Source organism: Acinetobacter sp. ANC 3781 (genome assembly GCF_004331285.1).
GTDB lineage: Bacteria > Pseudomonadota > Gammaproteobacteria > Pseudomonadales > Moraxellaceae > Acinetobacter.
In genome coordinates, this window is sequence record NZ_SJOH01000021.1 from 1 (window position 1) to 15,001 (window position 15,001).

Annotated in this window: 16 protein-coding genes; 13 read left to right on the forward strand and 3 right to left on the reverse strand. The window is 39.7% G+C overall.

What is annotated here, in order from left to right; all coding sequences use genetic code 11:
* The 3 genes from E0H89_RS16565 to tviB all read right to left on the reverse strand — a co-directional run.
* Positions 1–297: polysaccharide biosynthesis protein (locus E0H89_RS16565; protein WP_205755864.1), on the reverse strand; the 297-nt coding region annotated here is incomplete at its 3' end.
* Positions 297–1,157 carry a polysaccharide pyruvyl transferase family protein gene (locus tag E0H89_RS14095; RefSeq protein ID WP_131217893.1) on the reverse strand — a complete coding sequence of 287 codons (861 nt, stop codon included), beginning with the start codon at positions 1,155–1,157 and terminating at the stop codon, positions 297–299. The genes E0H89_RS16565 and E0H89_RS14095, both read right to left, overlap by 1 nt.
* A gap of 10 nt (positions 1,158–1,167) precedes the next feature.
* Complete coding sequence (gene tviB, locus E0H89_RS14100; RefSeq protein WP_131217894.1) at positions 1,168–2,448, reverse strand: Vi polysaccharide biosynthesis UDP-N-acetylglucosamine C-6 dehydrogenase TviB; 1,281 nt, start codon at positions 2,446–2,448, stop codon at positions 1,168–1,170.
* 297 nt (positions 2,449–2,745) lie between these two features.
* Between tviB and E0H89_RS14105 the strand changes: the two genes are divergently transcribed.
* The 13 genes from E0H89_RS14105 (at position 2,746) to ahr (ending at position 14,955) form a co-directional block, all read left to right on the forward strand.
* Complete coding sequence (locus tag E0H89_RS14105; RefSeq protein WP_502698414.1) at positions 2,746–3,849, forward strand: polysaccharide biosynthesis/export family protein; 1,104 nt, start codon at positions 2,746–2,748, stop codon at positions 3,847–3,849.
* Position 3,850: 1 nt separating this feature from the next.
* Positions 3,851–4,279, forward strand: a complete 429-nt coding sequence (locus E0H89_RS14110) for a low molecular weight protein-tyrosine-phosphatase (RefSeq protein ID WP_131217895.1) — start codon at positions 3,851–3,853, stop codon at positions 4,277–4,279.
* An 18-nt stretch (positions 4,280–4,297) separates the two neighbouring features.
* Complete coding sequence (locus E0H89_RS14115) at positions 4,298–6,484, forward strand: polysaccharide biosynthesis tyrosine autokinase (RefSeq protein ID WP_131217896.1); 2,187 nt, start codon at positions 4,298–4,300, stop codon at positions 6,482–6,484.
* A gap of 142 nt (positions 6,485–6,626) precedes the next feature.
* Positions 6,627–8,069, forward strand: a complete 1,443-nt coding sequence (locus E0H89_RS14120; protein WP_131217897.1) for a capsule assembly Wzi family protein — start codon at positions 6,627–6,629, stop codon at positions 8,067–8,069.
* Between the two features lie 232 nt (positions 8,070–8,301).
* A complete protein-coding gene (bamJ, locus tag E0H89_RS14125) occupies positions 8,302–9,006 on the forward strand; it encodes a BamJ family beta-barrel-assembly machinery protein (protein WP_131217898.1) in 705 nt (234 codons plus the stop codon).
* A gap of 49 nt (positions 9,007–9,055) precedes the next feature.
* Entirely contained in the window at positions 9,056–9,757 is a 702-nt protein-coding gene (gene bamJ, locus E0H89_RS14130) for a BamJ family beta-barrel-assembly machinery protein (protein ID WP_131217899.1), read from the forward strand.
* Between the two features lie 352 nt (positions 9,758–10,109).
* Positions 10,110–10,850, forward strand: a complete 741-nt coding sequence (locus E0H89_RS14135) for a dienelactone hydrolase family protein (RefSeq protein ID WP_131217900.1) — start codon at positions 10,110–10,112, stop codon at positions 10,848–10,850.
* Between the two features lie 73 nt (positions 10,851–10,923).
* Positions 10,924–11,286: an HIT family protein gene (locus E0H89_RS14140; protein WP_131217901.1), complete on the forward strand. Its 363-nt coding sequence runs from the start codon at positions 10,924–10,926 to the stop codon at positions 11,284–11,286.
* Positions 11,287–11,404: 118 nt separating this feature from the next.
* A complete protein-coding gene (gene mutY, locus E0H89_RS14145) occupies positions 11,405–12,439 on the forward strand; it encodes an A/G-specific adenine glycosylase (RefSeq protein WP_131217902.1) in 1,035 nt (344 codons plus the stop codon).
* A 62-nt stretch (positions 12,440–12,501) separates the two neighbouring features.
* The gene (locus tag E0H89_RS14150; RefSeq protein ID WP_131217903.1) at positions 12,502–13,044 is read left to right on the forward strand and encodes a M23 family metallopeptidase; all 543 of its coding nucleotides are present in this window, start codon (positions 12,502–12,504) and stop codon (positions 13,042–13,044) included.
* Between the two features lie 17 nt (positions 13,045–13,061).
* Positions 13,062–13,307 (forward strand): hypothetical protein, encoded by a 246-nt coding sequence (locus tag E0H89_RS14155; protein ID WP_131217904.1) that lies wholly within the window; start codon positions 13,062–13,064, stop codon positions 13,305–13,307.
* Positions 13,308–13,328: 21 nt separating this feature from the next.
* A complete protein-coding gene (locus tag E0H89_RS14160; protein ID WP_131217905.1) occupies positions 13,329–13,901 on the forward strand; it encodes a DNA-3-methyladenine glycosylase I in 573 nt (190 codons plus the stop codon).
* A 31-nt stretch (positions 13,902–13,932) separates the two neighbouring features.
* Positions 13,933–14,955, forward strand: coding sequence for an NADPH-dependent aldehyde reductase Ahr (gene ahr / locus E0H89_RS14165; protein WP_131217906.1), 1,023 nt, complete (start codon positions 13,933–13,935; stop codon positions 14,953–14,955).
* Positions 14,956–15,001: the final 46 nt, after the last annotated feature.

Below are 15,001 nucleotides of genomic sequence, written 5' to 3' on the forward strand. Positions count from 1 at the left end.
TAGATAAAAATTATTAAATTTAATATAAAATAGAAGTGATGCAATTATTGAAAAAAATAACGAAAAAATAAGCCAAAATTTTAATAAATCTCCACTTATTTTCATTACTCTATATTCAATAATATAGATATTTAAACCCCATGTTGCAAATAAAGAAAATATAGCTACATATGAGAGCAAAACCCCATAATCCCCGAAAACGTCAACTCCATAGAGTCTCGATATTATCATCCCTAAAATCAGGGATGATAAAGCACCTACTGCTTTAAAGATAAATAAGAAAAAAGCCTTACGCATTACTCAATAAAGCTCACATTTTCCATTTCTTTCATACTTTTTTCATATACGCCCTTACATTTATAATATCCATTATTATAAATTTTAACTTTTTTTCCTAACAGTGATGCACCAATAGCTACATGTAGCCTATCCGTATGGATTTCCTCATATAAATTAATTAAATTTAAAAATTTACGTGCGCTATACAAAGATTGCTTATAATTTCCAGAACCAAAACTTGCCACGATTGAGAAATCATTAATTAATTTTCTCGGTACATCCAGCTTGTCGTTCTTTTCCTTATCAACTCGCATTGCAAAGACAACATCATGTTTAAAATATGAACAAATTTTATGGCCACTCAAGATCACATGTCTAGCAATATTCTTTTTTGAAAAAAATTGCATTCCAACTTCTGAATCTAGTATCTCATTCAAATCACAGTAAAAAGCTATATCATTTTCTAAAAATATGTTTTTAGCATTTGATTTTTCTAAACAGTATTGATAAGAGTATTTTTCACGACAAAAAATAGTAGTATTCTCGGGTAAATTAGATATGACACTATCAATATCTCTTATAGACTGTGGAAAAATGATAAGTTTTATTTTTTTATTTAGATTTGCTACCAGGTCAGTTGTAGATCCCCATTCAGGAACAAGAGCTCCTCCCCCAGCTATTAAAAGTACATCTTCCTCTCTGACTTTATTTATTTCACTCTTATTAATTTCCACAAAATGAACATTATATTTTTTAGCTAATGCATAAAAACCCATATTAAGTAATGCATCACCTGCATTACCATTATTTGGATAATAATAAATTATACCATTTGAAAAATTAGAAAGTTCTTCAAAAACATTAATTAATTTAGACATTTTAATCGCCCTACAATCTAATATTTACATTTCTTTTATCTAAAATATACTTTAAATCATAAAGTACATACTTATCACTTTTTGCTAAATCATAGAAATCTTGTGCGGACATTTGTTTAAATTGGTCATGTGCCACAGCAAGAATAATTGCGTCATACACCCCATTTTCCAAATAACTAATTGGCGCAAACCCATACTCTAACTCAACTTCTTCAGGGTTCACCCATGGATCATAAATATCTAAATCCAAATCATATTCTTTTAAGGCTTTAACCATATCTACAATTTTAGTATTACGAATATCAGGACAGTTTTCTTTAAAACTAAGCCCCATCACTAAAATTTTTGATCCGACTACTTGTATACGTTTTTTCACCATTTCTTTAATCAATTGGGTTGCAACATATTCTCCCATACGATCATTTAAACGGCGTGCAGCAAGAATAATTTCAGGATGTATACCCAATGATTGTGCTTTATGGGTTAAATAGTATGGATCGACTCCTATACAGTGCCCTCCCACCAAACCAGGGCGAAACGGTAAAAAATTCCACTTGGTTCCTGCGGCTTGTAATACTGCTTCAGTATCAATACCCAACTTATTAAAAATAAGTGCAAGCTCATTAATTAAAGCAATATTCACATCACGCTGCGTGTTTTCAATCACTTTCGCTGCTTCAGCGACTTTTATATTGGGTGCTTTATGCGTACCTGCTTCAATCACCAAGTTATAGACTTGATCTACAAATTCAGCGACTTCTGGGGTACTGCCACTGGTTATTTTTAGAATATTGGTTACACGGTGTAATTTATCACCTGGATTAATTCGCTCTGGACTATACCCTGCATAAAAATCATGATTAAATTTTAGTCCTGATACTTTTTCAAGTACTGGTATACACACTTCTTCAGTTGCACCTGGGTAAACAGTAGACTCATACACCACCACATCGCCTTCTTTAAGCACTTGACCAATACTGGTAGATGCTTTAACCAAAGGTGTTAAGTCAGGTTGTTTAAACTCATCTATAGGCGTAGGCACAGTCACAATAAAAAAATTGCAGTCTTTTAATTCTTCTAAATTTGCTGAATAAGTTAAATGAGCCGATTGTACTAACTCTTCTTGTGATACTTCTAAGGTATGATCTTGACCACTTTTTAATTCATCAATCCGCTTTTGATGAATATCAAAACCCACGACTGGTACTTTTTTTCCAAATTCAACCGCTAAAGGTAAGCCGACATATCCTAGACCAATTACAGCAATCTTGAGTTCTGACAAAGTGAGCATTTTTGAGCCTTGCTTATTTATATAATCTAAGAGGTGAATAAAAACGCTAAGAACTATATCAGAAAATCAAGTATTTTCTGTTGCTAATTTATATAAAAATCAATTAAAAACCTGAGTAAATATTTTTTAAATAGTGGGCTATTATTGAATTCATAATGGATTTATCTGCTTTTATTTAACATCTTTCCTCTATTTATAAATAGTAAACAGCTTACAATTTGTTATATTTTTTTCGTAATTAGAAAGGTAGAATAACTTAAGTTGAAGTTTTTAATAATTTTTAAAACAGGATTTAGAGTGAGAAAAATTCAATATACTGCTTTATTGGTTTTAAGTTGTGCCATGACGGGTTGTGCAATTACTTCTGGTTTACAAACTTATGACTTACCAAGTGAAGGAGTTTACCAAACGGATTTAGGCACTCAGGTGAATGTGATTAAACTCACTCAAGAATCTTTATTTGCGGTACAGCCTGCCAAAATTAATCTTCGTCAAGATTATGCTCATTTATTTAATGCTTCCCATAAAAATTATAAATTAAGTCCCGGAGATATTCTTTCCATTTATTTGTGGGCTTATCCAGATATAACCCCTCCCACAAGTTCAGTAAGTAGTGAACAGTCTGCTCAGGCCAATGGCTATCAAATTGACCAAAATGGCTATATCCAGTTTCCCATGATTGGGCGCTATAAGGCTGCAGGAAAGTCTTTAACTCAGGTCAATCAGGATTTGCGTAGCCAGCTTTCTCGTTATTTAAAAACGCCTGACGTGATTGCGCGGGTATTGTCTTATCAAGGACAGCGCTTTTCTGTACAAGGTAATGTCACCAAAGGCGGACAATTTGCACTGAGCGACCAGCCAATTAGTGTGTATACGGCTTTAGGCATGGCGGGTGGTGTGAACTCTCAACAGGGTGACAATGCCTCTATTACTTTGGTCAGACAAAGCCGTACTTATCAACTCAATACGATTGAGCTGGAAAAAGCCGGACTTTCTTTGCATAACTTATTAATACAACCGAATGATACCCTGTATATCAATTCACGTGAAAACCAGAAAATTTATGTGATGGGTGAATCGGGTAAAAATCAGTCCTTGCCTATGCGTGACCAAGGCATGAGTTTGAGTGATGTTTTAGGTGAAAGTTTAGGTTTAAACCCGCTCTCTGCCAGTCGAAGTAAAATTTATGTGGTTCGTAGCAATGCTGGTGATACATCTACAGAGGTTTATCACTTGGATTTAACCAGCATTGCCGATTTTGGTTTAGCCAACAAGTTCAAAATGCGCAGCAATGATATTGTCTATGTCGATGCTTCAGGCTTGGCGCGTTGGCAGCGTGTGGTGAATCAGGTTATTCCTTTTTCTAGTATTGTTAATACAGCCAATAACTTAGGCAATTAACATGAATATTCAAAATATTCTTGTGGTTTGCGTGGGCAATATCTGTCGTAGTCCAATGGCTGAATACTTGTTAAAACAGCAGTTTCCGCAGCTTCATATAGTCTCGGCGGGTATTTCCGGTTTAACCGGTCATGCTGCGGATCAAAAAGCCAATCTCTGTATGCAGCGTTTAGGTATCGATATGAGTCCTCATATTGCCCAAAAGTTGAATGCCGAGCTAATTAAAAAAGCCGATTTAATTTTGGTCATGAGTCAAAATCAACAAAAGCATTTAGAACAGACCTGGCCTTTTGCGAAAGGAAAAACTTTCCGATTAGGACATTGGCGAGGCAGAAATGTGCCTGATCCTTACCAGCATGAGCAATTGGTCTTCAATGAAACCTGTCAGTTAATACAAGATTGTATTAGCGACTGGACACAACATATTTAACTTTTTGATAGCAAAATTATGAGCCAAAATACCAATACTGAAGATACAATTGATTTAAAAGAGCTGTTTTTCTCACTCATTGCACAATGGAAACTCATTGCGCTGTGTGTAATTTTAAGTTTGATCTGTGCGTTGTTATATTTAAGAACTACACCCGACACTTATGCGGTCGATGCCTTAGTACAAGTCGAAGAAAGTAAAGGCACTTCAGCTGCGTTATTGGGCGATCTATCCAGCATGATTGAGCAAAAACAACCCGCTCAAGCTGAAATTGAACTGCTTAAATCACGTTTAGTACTGGGTTCTGTCATTAAACACTTAAACCTGGATTTAAAAATTTCCGGTACCGAAAACAGTTTCTTTGACCGTTTACTCAACCCCCATGATTATCAAACTCAATATCAAGTCAAATCAGTTTTATTCCAAGACGATTCTAAATCTTTTGATATTCGAAAATTTGAAGTTCCAGCTTATTATTTAGACAAGAATTTGCTACTCAATTTTAAGGCAAACAAATTTACTTTAACCGATGCACAGACCAAACAAATTGTTTTTAGTGCACCGATCAATCAAGAAAGTTTACACACTGCAGAACATGGCACGTGGAAAGTTGCTATTTATACTCAAGATCAATTCAAAGACACTTATAATATTCAAAAAATGTCTTTGCCTGCAGCTATGGGCTCAATTACCAATAGTTACTCTGTGGCTGAAAAAGGCAAATTGACCGGTATTTTAGGACTGAATTATCAAGGTCAAGATAAACAACATATCACAAAAGTTCTGAATGCTATTCTGGTGGCTTATAGCCAGCAAAATATTGAACGTCGCTCTGCAGAAACAGCACAAACGCTTAAATTTCTTGACGAACAATTACCTGATTTAAAACAACAGCTTGATGTTGCAGAACGTGAATTCAATAAATTCCGTCAACAATATAATACGGTTGATGTCACCAAAGAATCTGAATTGTATTTAACCCAAAGCATTACCTTAGAGACCCAAAAATCGCAACTGGAACAGCAACAAGCTGAAATGGCGGCAAAATATACCAACGAACACCCAGTGATGCAGCAAATGAATGCACAGTTGGGAGCAATTAATAAAAAAATAGGCGAGTTAAATGGCACCTTAAAACAACTGCCTGATTTACAACGTCGTTATTTACAGTTGTATCGCGAGGTTGAGGTCAAACAGCAACTATATACGGCATTACTCAATTCTTATCAGCAACTGCGTATTGCCAAAGCAGGTGAAATTGGCAATGTACGTATTGTAGATACAGCCGTTGAGCCAATTAAACCGATTGCGCCGAAAAAATTACAGATTGTGATTTTAGCCATCTTCCTGGGTGGTTTCCTGGGAACCTTGTTAGCGCTACTGCGCAATATGCTGCGCTCTGGCATTAAAGATGCAAGTCAAATCGAAAATGAACTGGATTTACCGGTTTATGCGACTGTTCCGCGCTCATCTATTCAAGAGAGCCGCATTAAACTGCTGAAAAAGAAAAAACATATTCCTATTTTAGCTATTAAAAATGGCGACGATATTGCAATTGAAAGCTTACGCAGCATGCGTACTGCAATTCACTTTGCCATGAGTCAGGCTAAAAATAATATCATTATGATTTCCGGCCCTGCACCAGAAGTAGGAAAATCCTTTATTTCTACAAACCTAGCAACCATTTTGGCGCAAAGTAATAAACGCGTATTGATCATCGACGGAGATATGCGTCGTGGTTATTTACATAAATATTTCAATTCTGACACTCAACCTGGTTTGGCTGAATATTTAAATACTCAGCAAACCTTAGAAAGTATTATTAAACCTACTGAAGTTGACAATTTAGATGTCATCACGCGTGGTAAGAGTCCGGTAAACCCTTCCGAGCTTTTAAGTTCGGCAAAGCTATCAGAACTTTTAGATCAAGTTTCACCTCTGTATGATCATATTATTATTGATACCCCTCCTGTGCTTGCGGTGACGGATGGAATTATCATCTCACAATATGCCGGCGTGAATTTAGTGATTGCACGTTATGCAAAATCACAGATGAAAGAACTTGAATTAACCATTAACCGCTTTGAACAAGTCGGCGTTAAGGTCAATGGTTTCATTCTGAATGATATTCAACGTGCTACTGGCGGTTATGGTTATGGTTATAACTATGCCTACGCTTATAAAGCATCAAAAGATAATGACTGATTCACTGTAAACTCGGATTTCACCCTCTGCCCAAGCAGGGGGGAATTATCTTTTATTAAATTTGTTCCAAATGATCATTGTTGAAAAAATCAACTATAAATCTTATCGTGGTTATAATCTAAAACTCCTGAGAATCACATAAATGTCCATACCCAAAATACTGCTCGCCACTTTGGCATTAAGTTCTTCCCTCGCCTTTGCACAAGGCATCGTTTTAAATGATCAAAACTTACGTACTGATTTAAACTGGCTGAATCAACAAGGTGTTATTCAAATCAGCACCTCGACTTGGCCAATGAGCGGTGATGAAATTCAACGTGCCATTGCTCAAGCCAAAATCAACAATAGTACCCAACAAAAAGTGATTGAGAGTGTATTGGCACACTTGAATGCTAATAACCAGCTGCTCAAGGCTTCATTATTTGCAGAAACTGATCAAAAGTATCTTCCTCAAGCGTTTGGCGATCAGCAAAAAGCGCAATATCAGGCAAGTGTAGAACTCAATGCAGGTAGCCAGAACTGGGATGCCAGAATTCGCGTCAATGCGGAAAAAGATCCACAGATTGAGCATGATAAAGATATCAATATTGAAGGGTCATATATTGCTGGAAAATTATGGAATCAATGGCTGATTGCTGGGCAGATTCCCACCTATTGGGGACCTGCACATGATGGCAGTTTAATTCGTGGTGATGCCAGCCGTCCTGTCTATGGCGTGACAATACAGCGTGCCGAACAAAATGCCTTCGCAAGTAGATGGTTGTCCTGGATTGGGCCTTGGCAATATCAAGCTTTTGCCGGACAACTGGATGACTACGATGCTATACCTGATGCCAAACTGATTGGCTTACGTGTCACTGCACAACCCTTACCCTATTTAGAACTGGGCGCATCCCGAGCCATTCAATGGGGTGGTGAAGGACGACCTGAAAGTTTAAGCTCACTTTGGGATGCTATGGTTGGCAATAAAGACAATGGTGGCACAGGCGAACCAGATCCATCGAATCAAATCGCAGGTTTTGATGCGCGCTTAAATCTACAGCCTTTAGTACAAGTTCCCATGGGTGTTTATGGACAGTATGTGGGTGAGGACGAAGCAGGCGGCCTACCTTCCAAAAAAATGTATTTGGCCGGGGTAGATTATTCTTCAAGCTATAATAATATGCCCTTCCAGCTCTATACCGAATGGACAGATACTCGTACCAATGGGAAAGCATTAGGGGTTTCCTATAACCATAGTACCTATAAAGGTGGTTTCTACCAACACGGTTATCCATTGGCACATGCGATAGGGGGTGATGGACAAATGATATCTGTGGGTAGTGATATTCGTTTTGACCCATTAAATCGATTCAATGCACGCTTATTATTTGCCAAACTGAATGATTCCGATCGTACCACCAATCAGGCCTTTCCACAGCAAGATGAATTAAAAGCATTAGATCTGACGTGGACGCATTATTTACGACCGGATATCCCCTTTAAACTCAATGGTTGGGTGAGTGATTCTGATGTACGTGGCAATGATGGAGGAGTTTCAGTTGGAATTGAATTTCCGTTAGAAAAAAGCTTATTTTCCTATTAAGTCATATCTAACGTACAAATGCTGGATATGACAATAATTATCATCTTTCTAGCTCCCAGAAAAATGATTAAAACTTAAAAATAAAAAACCAGCGACTGCTGGTTTTTTATACTTTATTTTAAACACAGCTCGTGCATTTGCTTCTTAAAAATCTACCTATTCTACAAGATTTCTCTAAATTTTCTGCTAAGATGGAATGAACATTAACGATAACACCATACTGGAATAATACATGAGTAAGGCCTTACCCATCGCTGTCGCTGTTCTTCTAGGCGGTGCTGCACTTGTACCTGTTTATTATGCAACTCAAAATCCGGCTACTGCGACATCAAAAGCATCAAAGAATGCATCTGCTGTCGAGAAAATCAGTTATGCACTTGGCTATGAAGTTGCACATCAAACACCACCTGAATTAAATATCAATAGTTTCGTTACAGGTGTACGTGAAGGCCACGCTCGAAATAAACCCGCTTATACAGAACAAGAACTGCAACAAGCCTATGAGCAATTCCAGAAGGAAATTCAACAGAAGCAAGTTCAGCAAGCACAGCAAGTTCAAACTGCTAGCGACTCTTTCTTAACTGAAAATGCAAAAAAACCAGGTGTAAAAACAACCGCTTCTGGCTTACAGTATAAAATTATTAAGGAAGGTACAGGCAAGCAACCTGCTGCCAATTCTATGGTGACCGTACATTACAAAGGCCAGCTGGTTGACGGTAAAGTATTTGATAGTTCGATTGAACGTGGTGAACCGATTGAGTTCCCATTAAATCAAGTTATTCCGGGTTGGACTGAAGGTCTTCAATTGATGAAAGAAGGTGGTAAAGCGACCCTTTATATCCCTTCTCAATTGGGCTACGGTGAACAAGGCGTTCCGGGAATGATTCCTGCAGACAGCACCCTGATTTTTGATGTTGAACTGATCAAAGTAAAATAAAAAATTCAAGGAGAGCTTTTGCTCTCCTTATTTATCTTGGGATAAGAGAATGAAAACACCTATAACATTGCTTTGTTTCTGTCTTTTTAGCACGGCTAGCTTTGCAAAACCCGTGACCAATAGCAGTAGTTTAAATGAACAGGTCGGCTACAGCTTTGGCTATCTTATGGGGCGTAGCAATGCTGAATCTGTTAAAGATTTGGATCTGGATGCTTTCATGCTCGGTTTAAAAACCGCAGCTCAAGGCGGTAAATCTTCTCTTACCGATGAAGAAATGGCACGTGTTCTAACCCAACATAAAAAGCTCAGTGATGCCAAACAACTAATTGAACTTAAACAAAAAGCCGATAGCAATGCCAAAATCGGGACAGAATTTTTAAAAGCCAATGCTAAAAAAGATGGTGTGCAAACCACAAAATCTGGTTTGCAGTATCAAATATTAAAACAAGGCACAGGAAAATCCCCTCAAGCCAATTCAGTGGTTAAAGTCAATTATGAAGGTCGTTTAATAGACGGTACAGTGTTTGACAGCTCAATTGCGCGGAATCAACCCGCTGAATTTCAGGTCAGTCAAGTTATTCAAGGTTGGACAGAAGGCTTACAATTAATGAAAGAAGGTGCTCAGTATCGCTTCTTCATTCCAGCCCAACTGGGCTATGGTCAAATTGGCTCTGGTGATGCGATTGAACCTAATAGCACTTTAATTTTTGATGTAGAACTTCTTGAAGTGCTGCCTAAGTCATCTAAATAACCCATATTTATTCTGTATTGAAAAGTTGCGGGTAGATCAATTGAGCGCAGACCGCACTCATTCCCTACCCGCTATCTTTTATGATTCAATCATTCTAATTTCTTCAATATTGGCTTTAAATCTAGGAGTGTGTCTTCTTTTTAAAGCGGAATATATTGCGCGGCTTAAAAATACAATAAAACATATATTTATCAATTTTTTATAGCTAAAAGTAGTCTTATTTAATAGCATGTTTCAATTTATAGATAATAATATGCAGTCAAAATAAATCCATCTTGTACAATCACTAAAGACATTTATTTTCATATTTTAATCAATAATATTTTCTTTACTCATTACAAGGATTGAATCCATGGCTCTAACAATTAAAACTCGCGAAATTCATTACACTGTTGCAGATGGAACACCTTTGATTGGATACTTTGCAGCACCTGAATCAGGAACACCCGTCGCGGGCGTGATTGTAGCACCTGAATGGTGGGGACGTAATGAGTACACCGAACAGCGTGCCCGTGAACTCGCTGAACATGGTTATGCTGCATTTGCTATTGATATGTATGGCGATAAAAAAGTCACCACTGCCGTACCAGAAGCCAGTCAATGGATGATGCAAACCTTTGAAGATCCTGAAACAATTGTGACTCGTGCGTCTGCAGGTTTAGCAACATTAGCAGCGCAAGACGAAGTAAATGCAGATAAACTGGCTGCTATAGGCTTCTGTTATGGCGGTAAAGTAGTGCTTGATCTGGCACGTTCTGGCGCACCTTTACAAGCCGTGGTGACATTTCATGGCACATTGACACCGAAAGCGCCTGCACAGCCCGGACAGGTTAAAGCTGAAATTTTAGTGCTCCACGGAGAACTCGACAGCATGGTCAGCCTGGACGATGTGGCACGCTTTAAGGAAGAAATGCATGCGGCTCAAGTTGAGCATGAAGTGATTATTTTTGAAGATGCCAAACATGGTTTTAGTAATCCGCTTGCAGACGAACGTGCTAAACAGAATGGGGTTGATCTGGGCTATAACGCTGAAGCTGAACAAAAAGGGCTATCTGCCATGTACGAATTACTAAAAACTCGACTGGGTACATAAAATTTAGGATAAATATGACAGGGATTATATTTACCCGTCCAATGACACGGATATTTTTAAAGAGGATATAACAATGACTGAAAACAACTGCCCATATTGCAACTTTGATGAATATGACATCATTGATAAAAATGACTTTGGGGTGATTCTACCTGAGCCAAATGCATTATCCAAAGGTCACTCTGTCATTATTCCGCTACGCCATGTCAGCTCTTTTTTTGATGTCACCGACAAAGAGCGTAAAAGCTTGATGTCTTTGCTTGAGCTTGCCCGTAATGAACTTCAGCTGCGTCATCATCCATCAGGCTTCCATATTGGTTTCAATGACGGCACTGTATTTGGTGAAGCATCTGAGCACTTACACATTCATATTATTCCGCGCTATGAAGGTCAAACTTTGAAGCTGGACGAACGCTGGGGTATGAGCAGCGAGTAAACAACAGTTTCAAGTAATTTAAAAATGATGCTTCGGCATCATTTTTTATGTCTTGTCCTAACCGCAATGCTGCACAGTTTTCGCTATACTATTCATCTATTCCAAATACGCGGTTCGCATGTCACAGTTTTCTTTTTCCGATGCCCTTCTTTCCTGGTTCGATGTCTATGGTCGTCATGACTTGCCGTGGCAAGTTGCCGATGATCCCTATAAGGTTTGGGTATCTGAAATTATGTTACAGCAGACCCAAGTCAAAACCGTGCTGCAATATTTTGATCGCTTTATTGCACGCTTTCCCACGGTAAAGGATTTAGGCCTCGCCAGTTGGGATGATGTTGCGCCTTATTGGGCTGGGCTGGGTTACTACGCGCGCGCACGAAATTTGCATAAAGCTGCTGGAATAGTGGCTCATCAAGGTCATTTTCCCGCTACCTTAGAACAATGGATCGAGCTTCCCGGAATTGGTCCTTCGACTGCCGGTGCACTTATGTCGCTGGGTTTACGTCAATACGGCGTCATTATGGACGGCAATGTAAAGCGGGTATTGGCGCGTTTTTTTGCCATTGAAGATGATCTGTCTAAACCGGTTCATGAACGCGCGATGTGGCAACTGGCAGAACAACTGTGCCCTGTTGAGCGTAATCATGACTATACCCAAGCCATTATGGACTTGGGTGCAACCGTATGTACCCCGAAAAAACCGCTGTGTTTATATTGCCCGATGCAGCCGCACTGCAAAGCCCATCAGCAAGGTTTAGAAACTGAACTGCCCTTTAAAAAGCCGAAAAAAGCCGTGTCGGTCAAATCTGCACAGGTTCTAGTGATTCAGTCGAATGATCAATGGTTATGGCAACAACGCCCAAATAGCGGTTTATGGGGTGGTCTATGGTGCTTACCAGTTATTGAAAATTCAGTAGAATTTGAAACTCTGTGCCAGACTTTGGGACTCAAAAAAGTCATTCAACGCGCTGAGATCACGCATAGCTTTACTCATTTTACCTGGCAACTTGAAGCCATCTGTTTTGAGGTGGACGCGGAGCAGCAAGAACATCTTTCGATTGAACTGAATGGCACATGGTTAACTACACAAATTGCAACAGAAATGGGGCTTCCCACTGCGATGAAAAAATTGATCTCTGTCATCAATTTATGACATAGTCAGGCACTATCATTCAAAGAATTTTCACATAGATTAGAATGAAAAAGGGATGAACTGTGCTTCGTTTTATTTATGCATTATTACTGGGTTTTAGTGTGCTATGGATTGCTGCATGTACCTCAAGCCCTAAAAAGCCTTCCTCTACTCCGCTTCCGCCTGCTCAGGTTCAAAAGCTGAAAAGTATGCAATTGAAATCCTCCCTGCCTATTCCAGTGCAAAATATAAAAGCCAAACAGTTACGTGATACTTGGGCAGCTTCGCGCAGCAACGGACGCACGCATGAAGGTATTGACATCATGGCTCCACGTGGAACAAAAGTGCTGAGTGCCACAGAAGGTTTAATTGCCGACTTACGCAATAACAATTTGGGTGGTAAAGTGGTTTGGATTATGGGGCCTGGCGGAACCTGGCATTATTATGCCCATCTGGATGAGCATAAACGCGGCCTAAATGTTGGCGATTATGTCAAAAAAGGTGATCTGATTGGTTATGTCGGCAATAGCGGCAATGCCCGTCATACCGCACCGCATTTACACTATGGAATTTATCTGGAGGGTAAAGGCCGTGGTGTGGTGAATCCCTATCCTTATTTACGTTAATTTTTTAGGAACTATTCATGTCAGAAGTGCTGATCAATCGTTTGGTCGAATTTGCTGAATCCGGCAATCAACAAAAAATTGTTTTGGCTGGACAAAGCCATCAGGGCTGGGTGATGGAAATCACGGAAGAAGCGCTTTTGATTAGTACCGGTTTTGCCGAAAAAACGGGACAAGACATGTGGATTCAATTTACCGATTTGCCCCAGGCAGAACTGTATTACTGGGATAACCAACACGATCAATGGGCTGAATTCAAGCTTTAAGCCGCTTCAGGAGCATCAGAAATGTCGATTCAACGCTGTGGTTGGTGCTCGAATGATCCTCTTTATATCGCTTATCATGATCATGAATGGGGCAAAGCCAGTCATGATGAAGCGCATTTATTTGAAATGCTGTGTCTGGAAGGACAACAAGCCGGTTTGTCCTGGATTACCGTGCTGAAAAAGCGCGACAGCTATCGACAGCATTTCTTTCAATTTTCAATTGAAACCATTGCCTCCTTTACAGATGAACAACTTCAGCTGAAATGTGAAGATGCTAGCCTGATACGGCATATCGGCAAGCTCAAAGCCATTCGTGACAATGCGATTGCCTGGCAACATTTAACCCAAGAATTAAAACCACAACAGCTGAATGTCAGTGAATGGTTATGGCGTTTTGTTGCAGATCAAACTTTACACAATGATGTTCCAGATTATCGTCAGGCACCCGCCCAGACCGAAATCAGTATTGCCCTTTCCAAAGCCTTAAAAAAGAAGGGCTTTAAATTTGTTGGCCCCACCACCTGTTATGCTTTTATGCAGGCAGTCGGTATGGTCGATGATCATGAAAATCATTGCTCTTTTAAATCATTTTAAAACACCGACAAGATAATAAAAGGATTCTCTCATGAGTGACAATATCATCCATGCCTATGCCGCCATGCAAGCGGGTGCAGAACTTGAACCCTATCAATTTGATACCGGAGAATTACAAGCGCATCAGGTTGAAGTCAAAGTTGAATATTGCGGTTTATGCCATTCTGATGTTTCTGTAATTAATAATGAATGGCGCTCTTCGGTTTATCCGGTGGTTGCAGGTCATGAAATTATTGGCACGATTACTCAGCTAGGTTCAGAAGCCAAGGGCCTGAAAGTGGGACAACGCGTCGGGATTGGCTGGACAGCGGAAAGTTGCCAGCATTGCGATCCTTGTGTATCTGGACAACAAGTACTATGTACCGGTGGACAAACAGCGACTATTGTTGGACATGCTGGTGGTTTTGCTGACAAAGTCCGTGCCGGCTGGCAATGGATTATCCCGTTGCCTGAAGATTTAGACCCTGAAAGTGCGGGTCCACTTCTTTGTGGCGGGATTACGGTATTTGATCCACTTCTTAAACATCAAATTCAGGCCATTCATCATGTTGGGGTGATCGGGATTGGCGGTTTAGGTCATATGGCGATTAAACTGCTAAAAGCCTGGGGCTGTGAAATTACGGCATTTACCTCCAGCTTAGACAAGACTGAAGAACTCAAAACCATGGGTGCAGACCATGTGGTAAATAGCCGCGATTCTGCTGCGTTAAAAGCTCAGCGCGGAAAATTTGATTTGTTACTCTGCACCGTGAATGTCACTTTGGACTGGCCAGCGTACTTAAGCAGTCTGGCACCGCATGGCACCATCCATATGTTGGGTCTGGTTTTGGAGCCAATGCAAATTCCAGCCGGCATGCTGATTGGCGGCGCGAAATCGGTCACCGGCTCACCAACAGGCTCCCCTGCTGCACTGCGTCAACTGCTCAAGTTTGCAGCGCGTAAAAATATTGCACCGCAAATTGAAGTCTTTCCAATGTCGCAACTTAATGAGGCGATTGAGCATCTGCATTCTGGTAAAGCCCGTTACCGGATTGTGTTAAAAGCAGATTTCTAATTTCTCTTTTATCCTGCAAAATTCAAATCAGCCCAACCGCTACGAT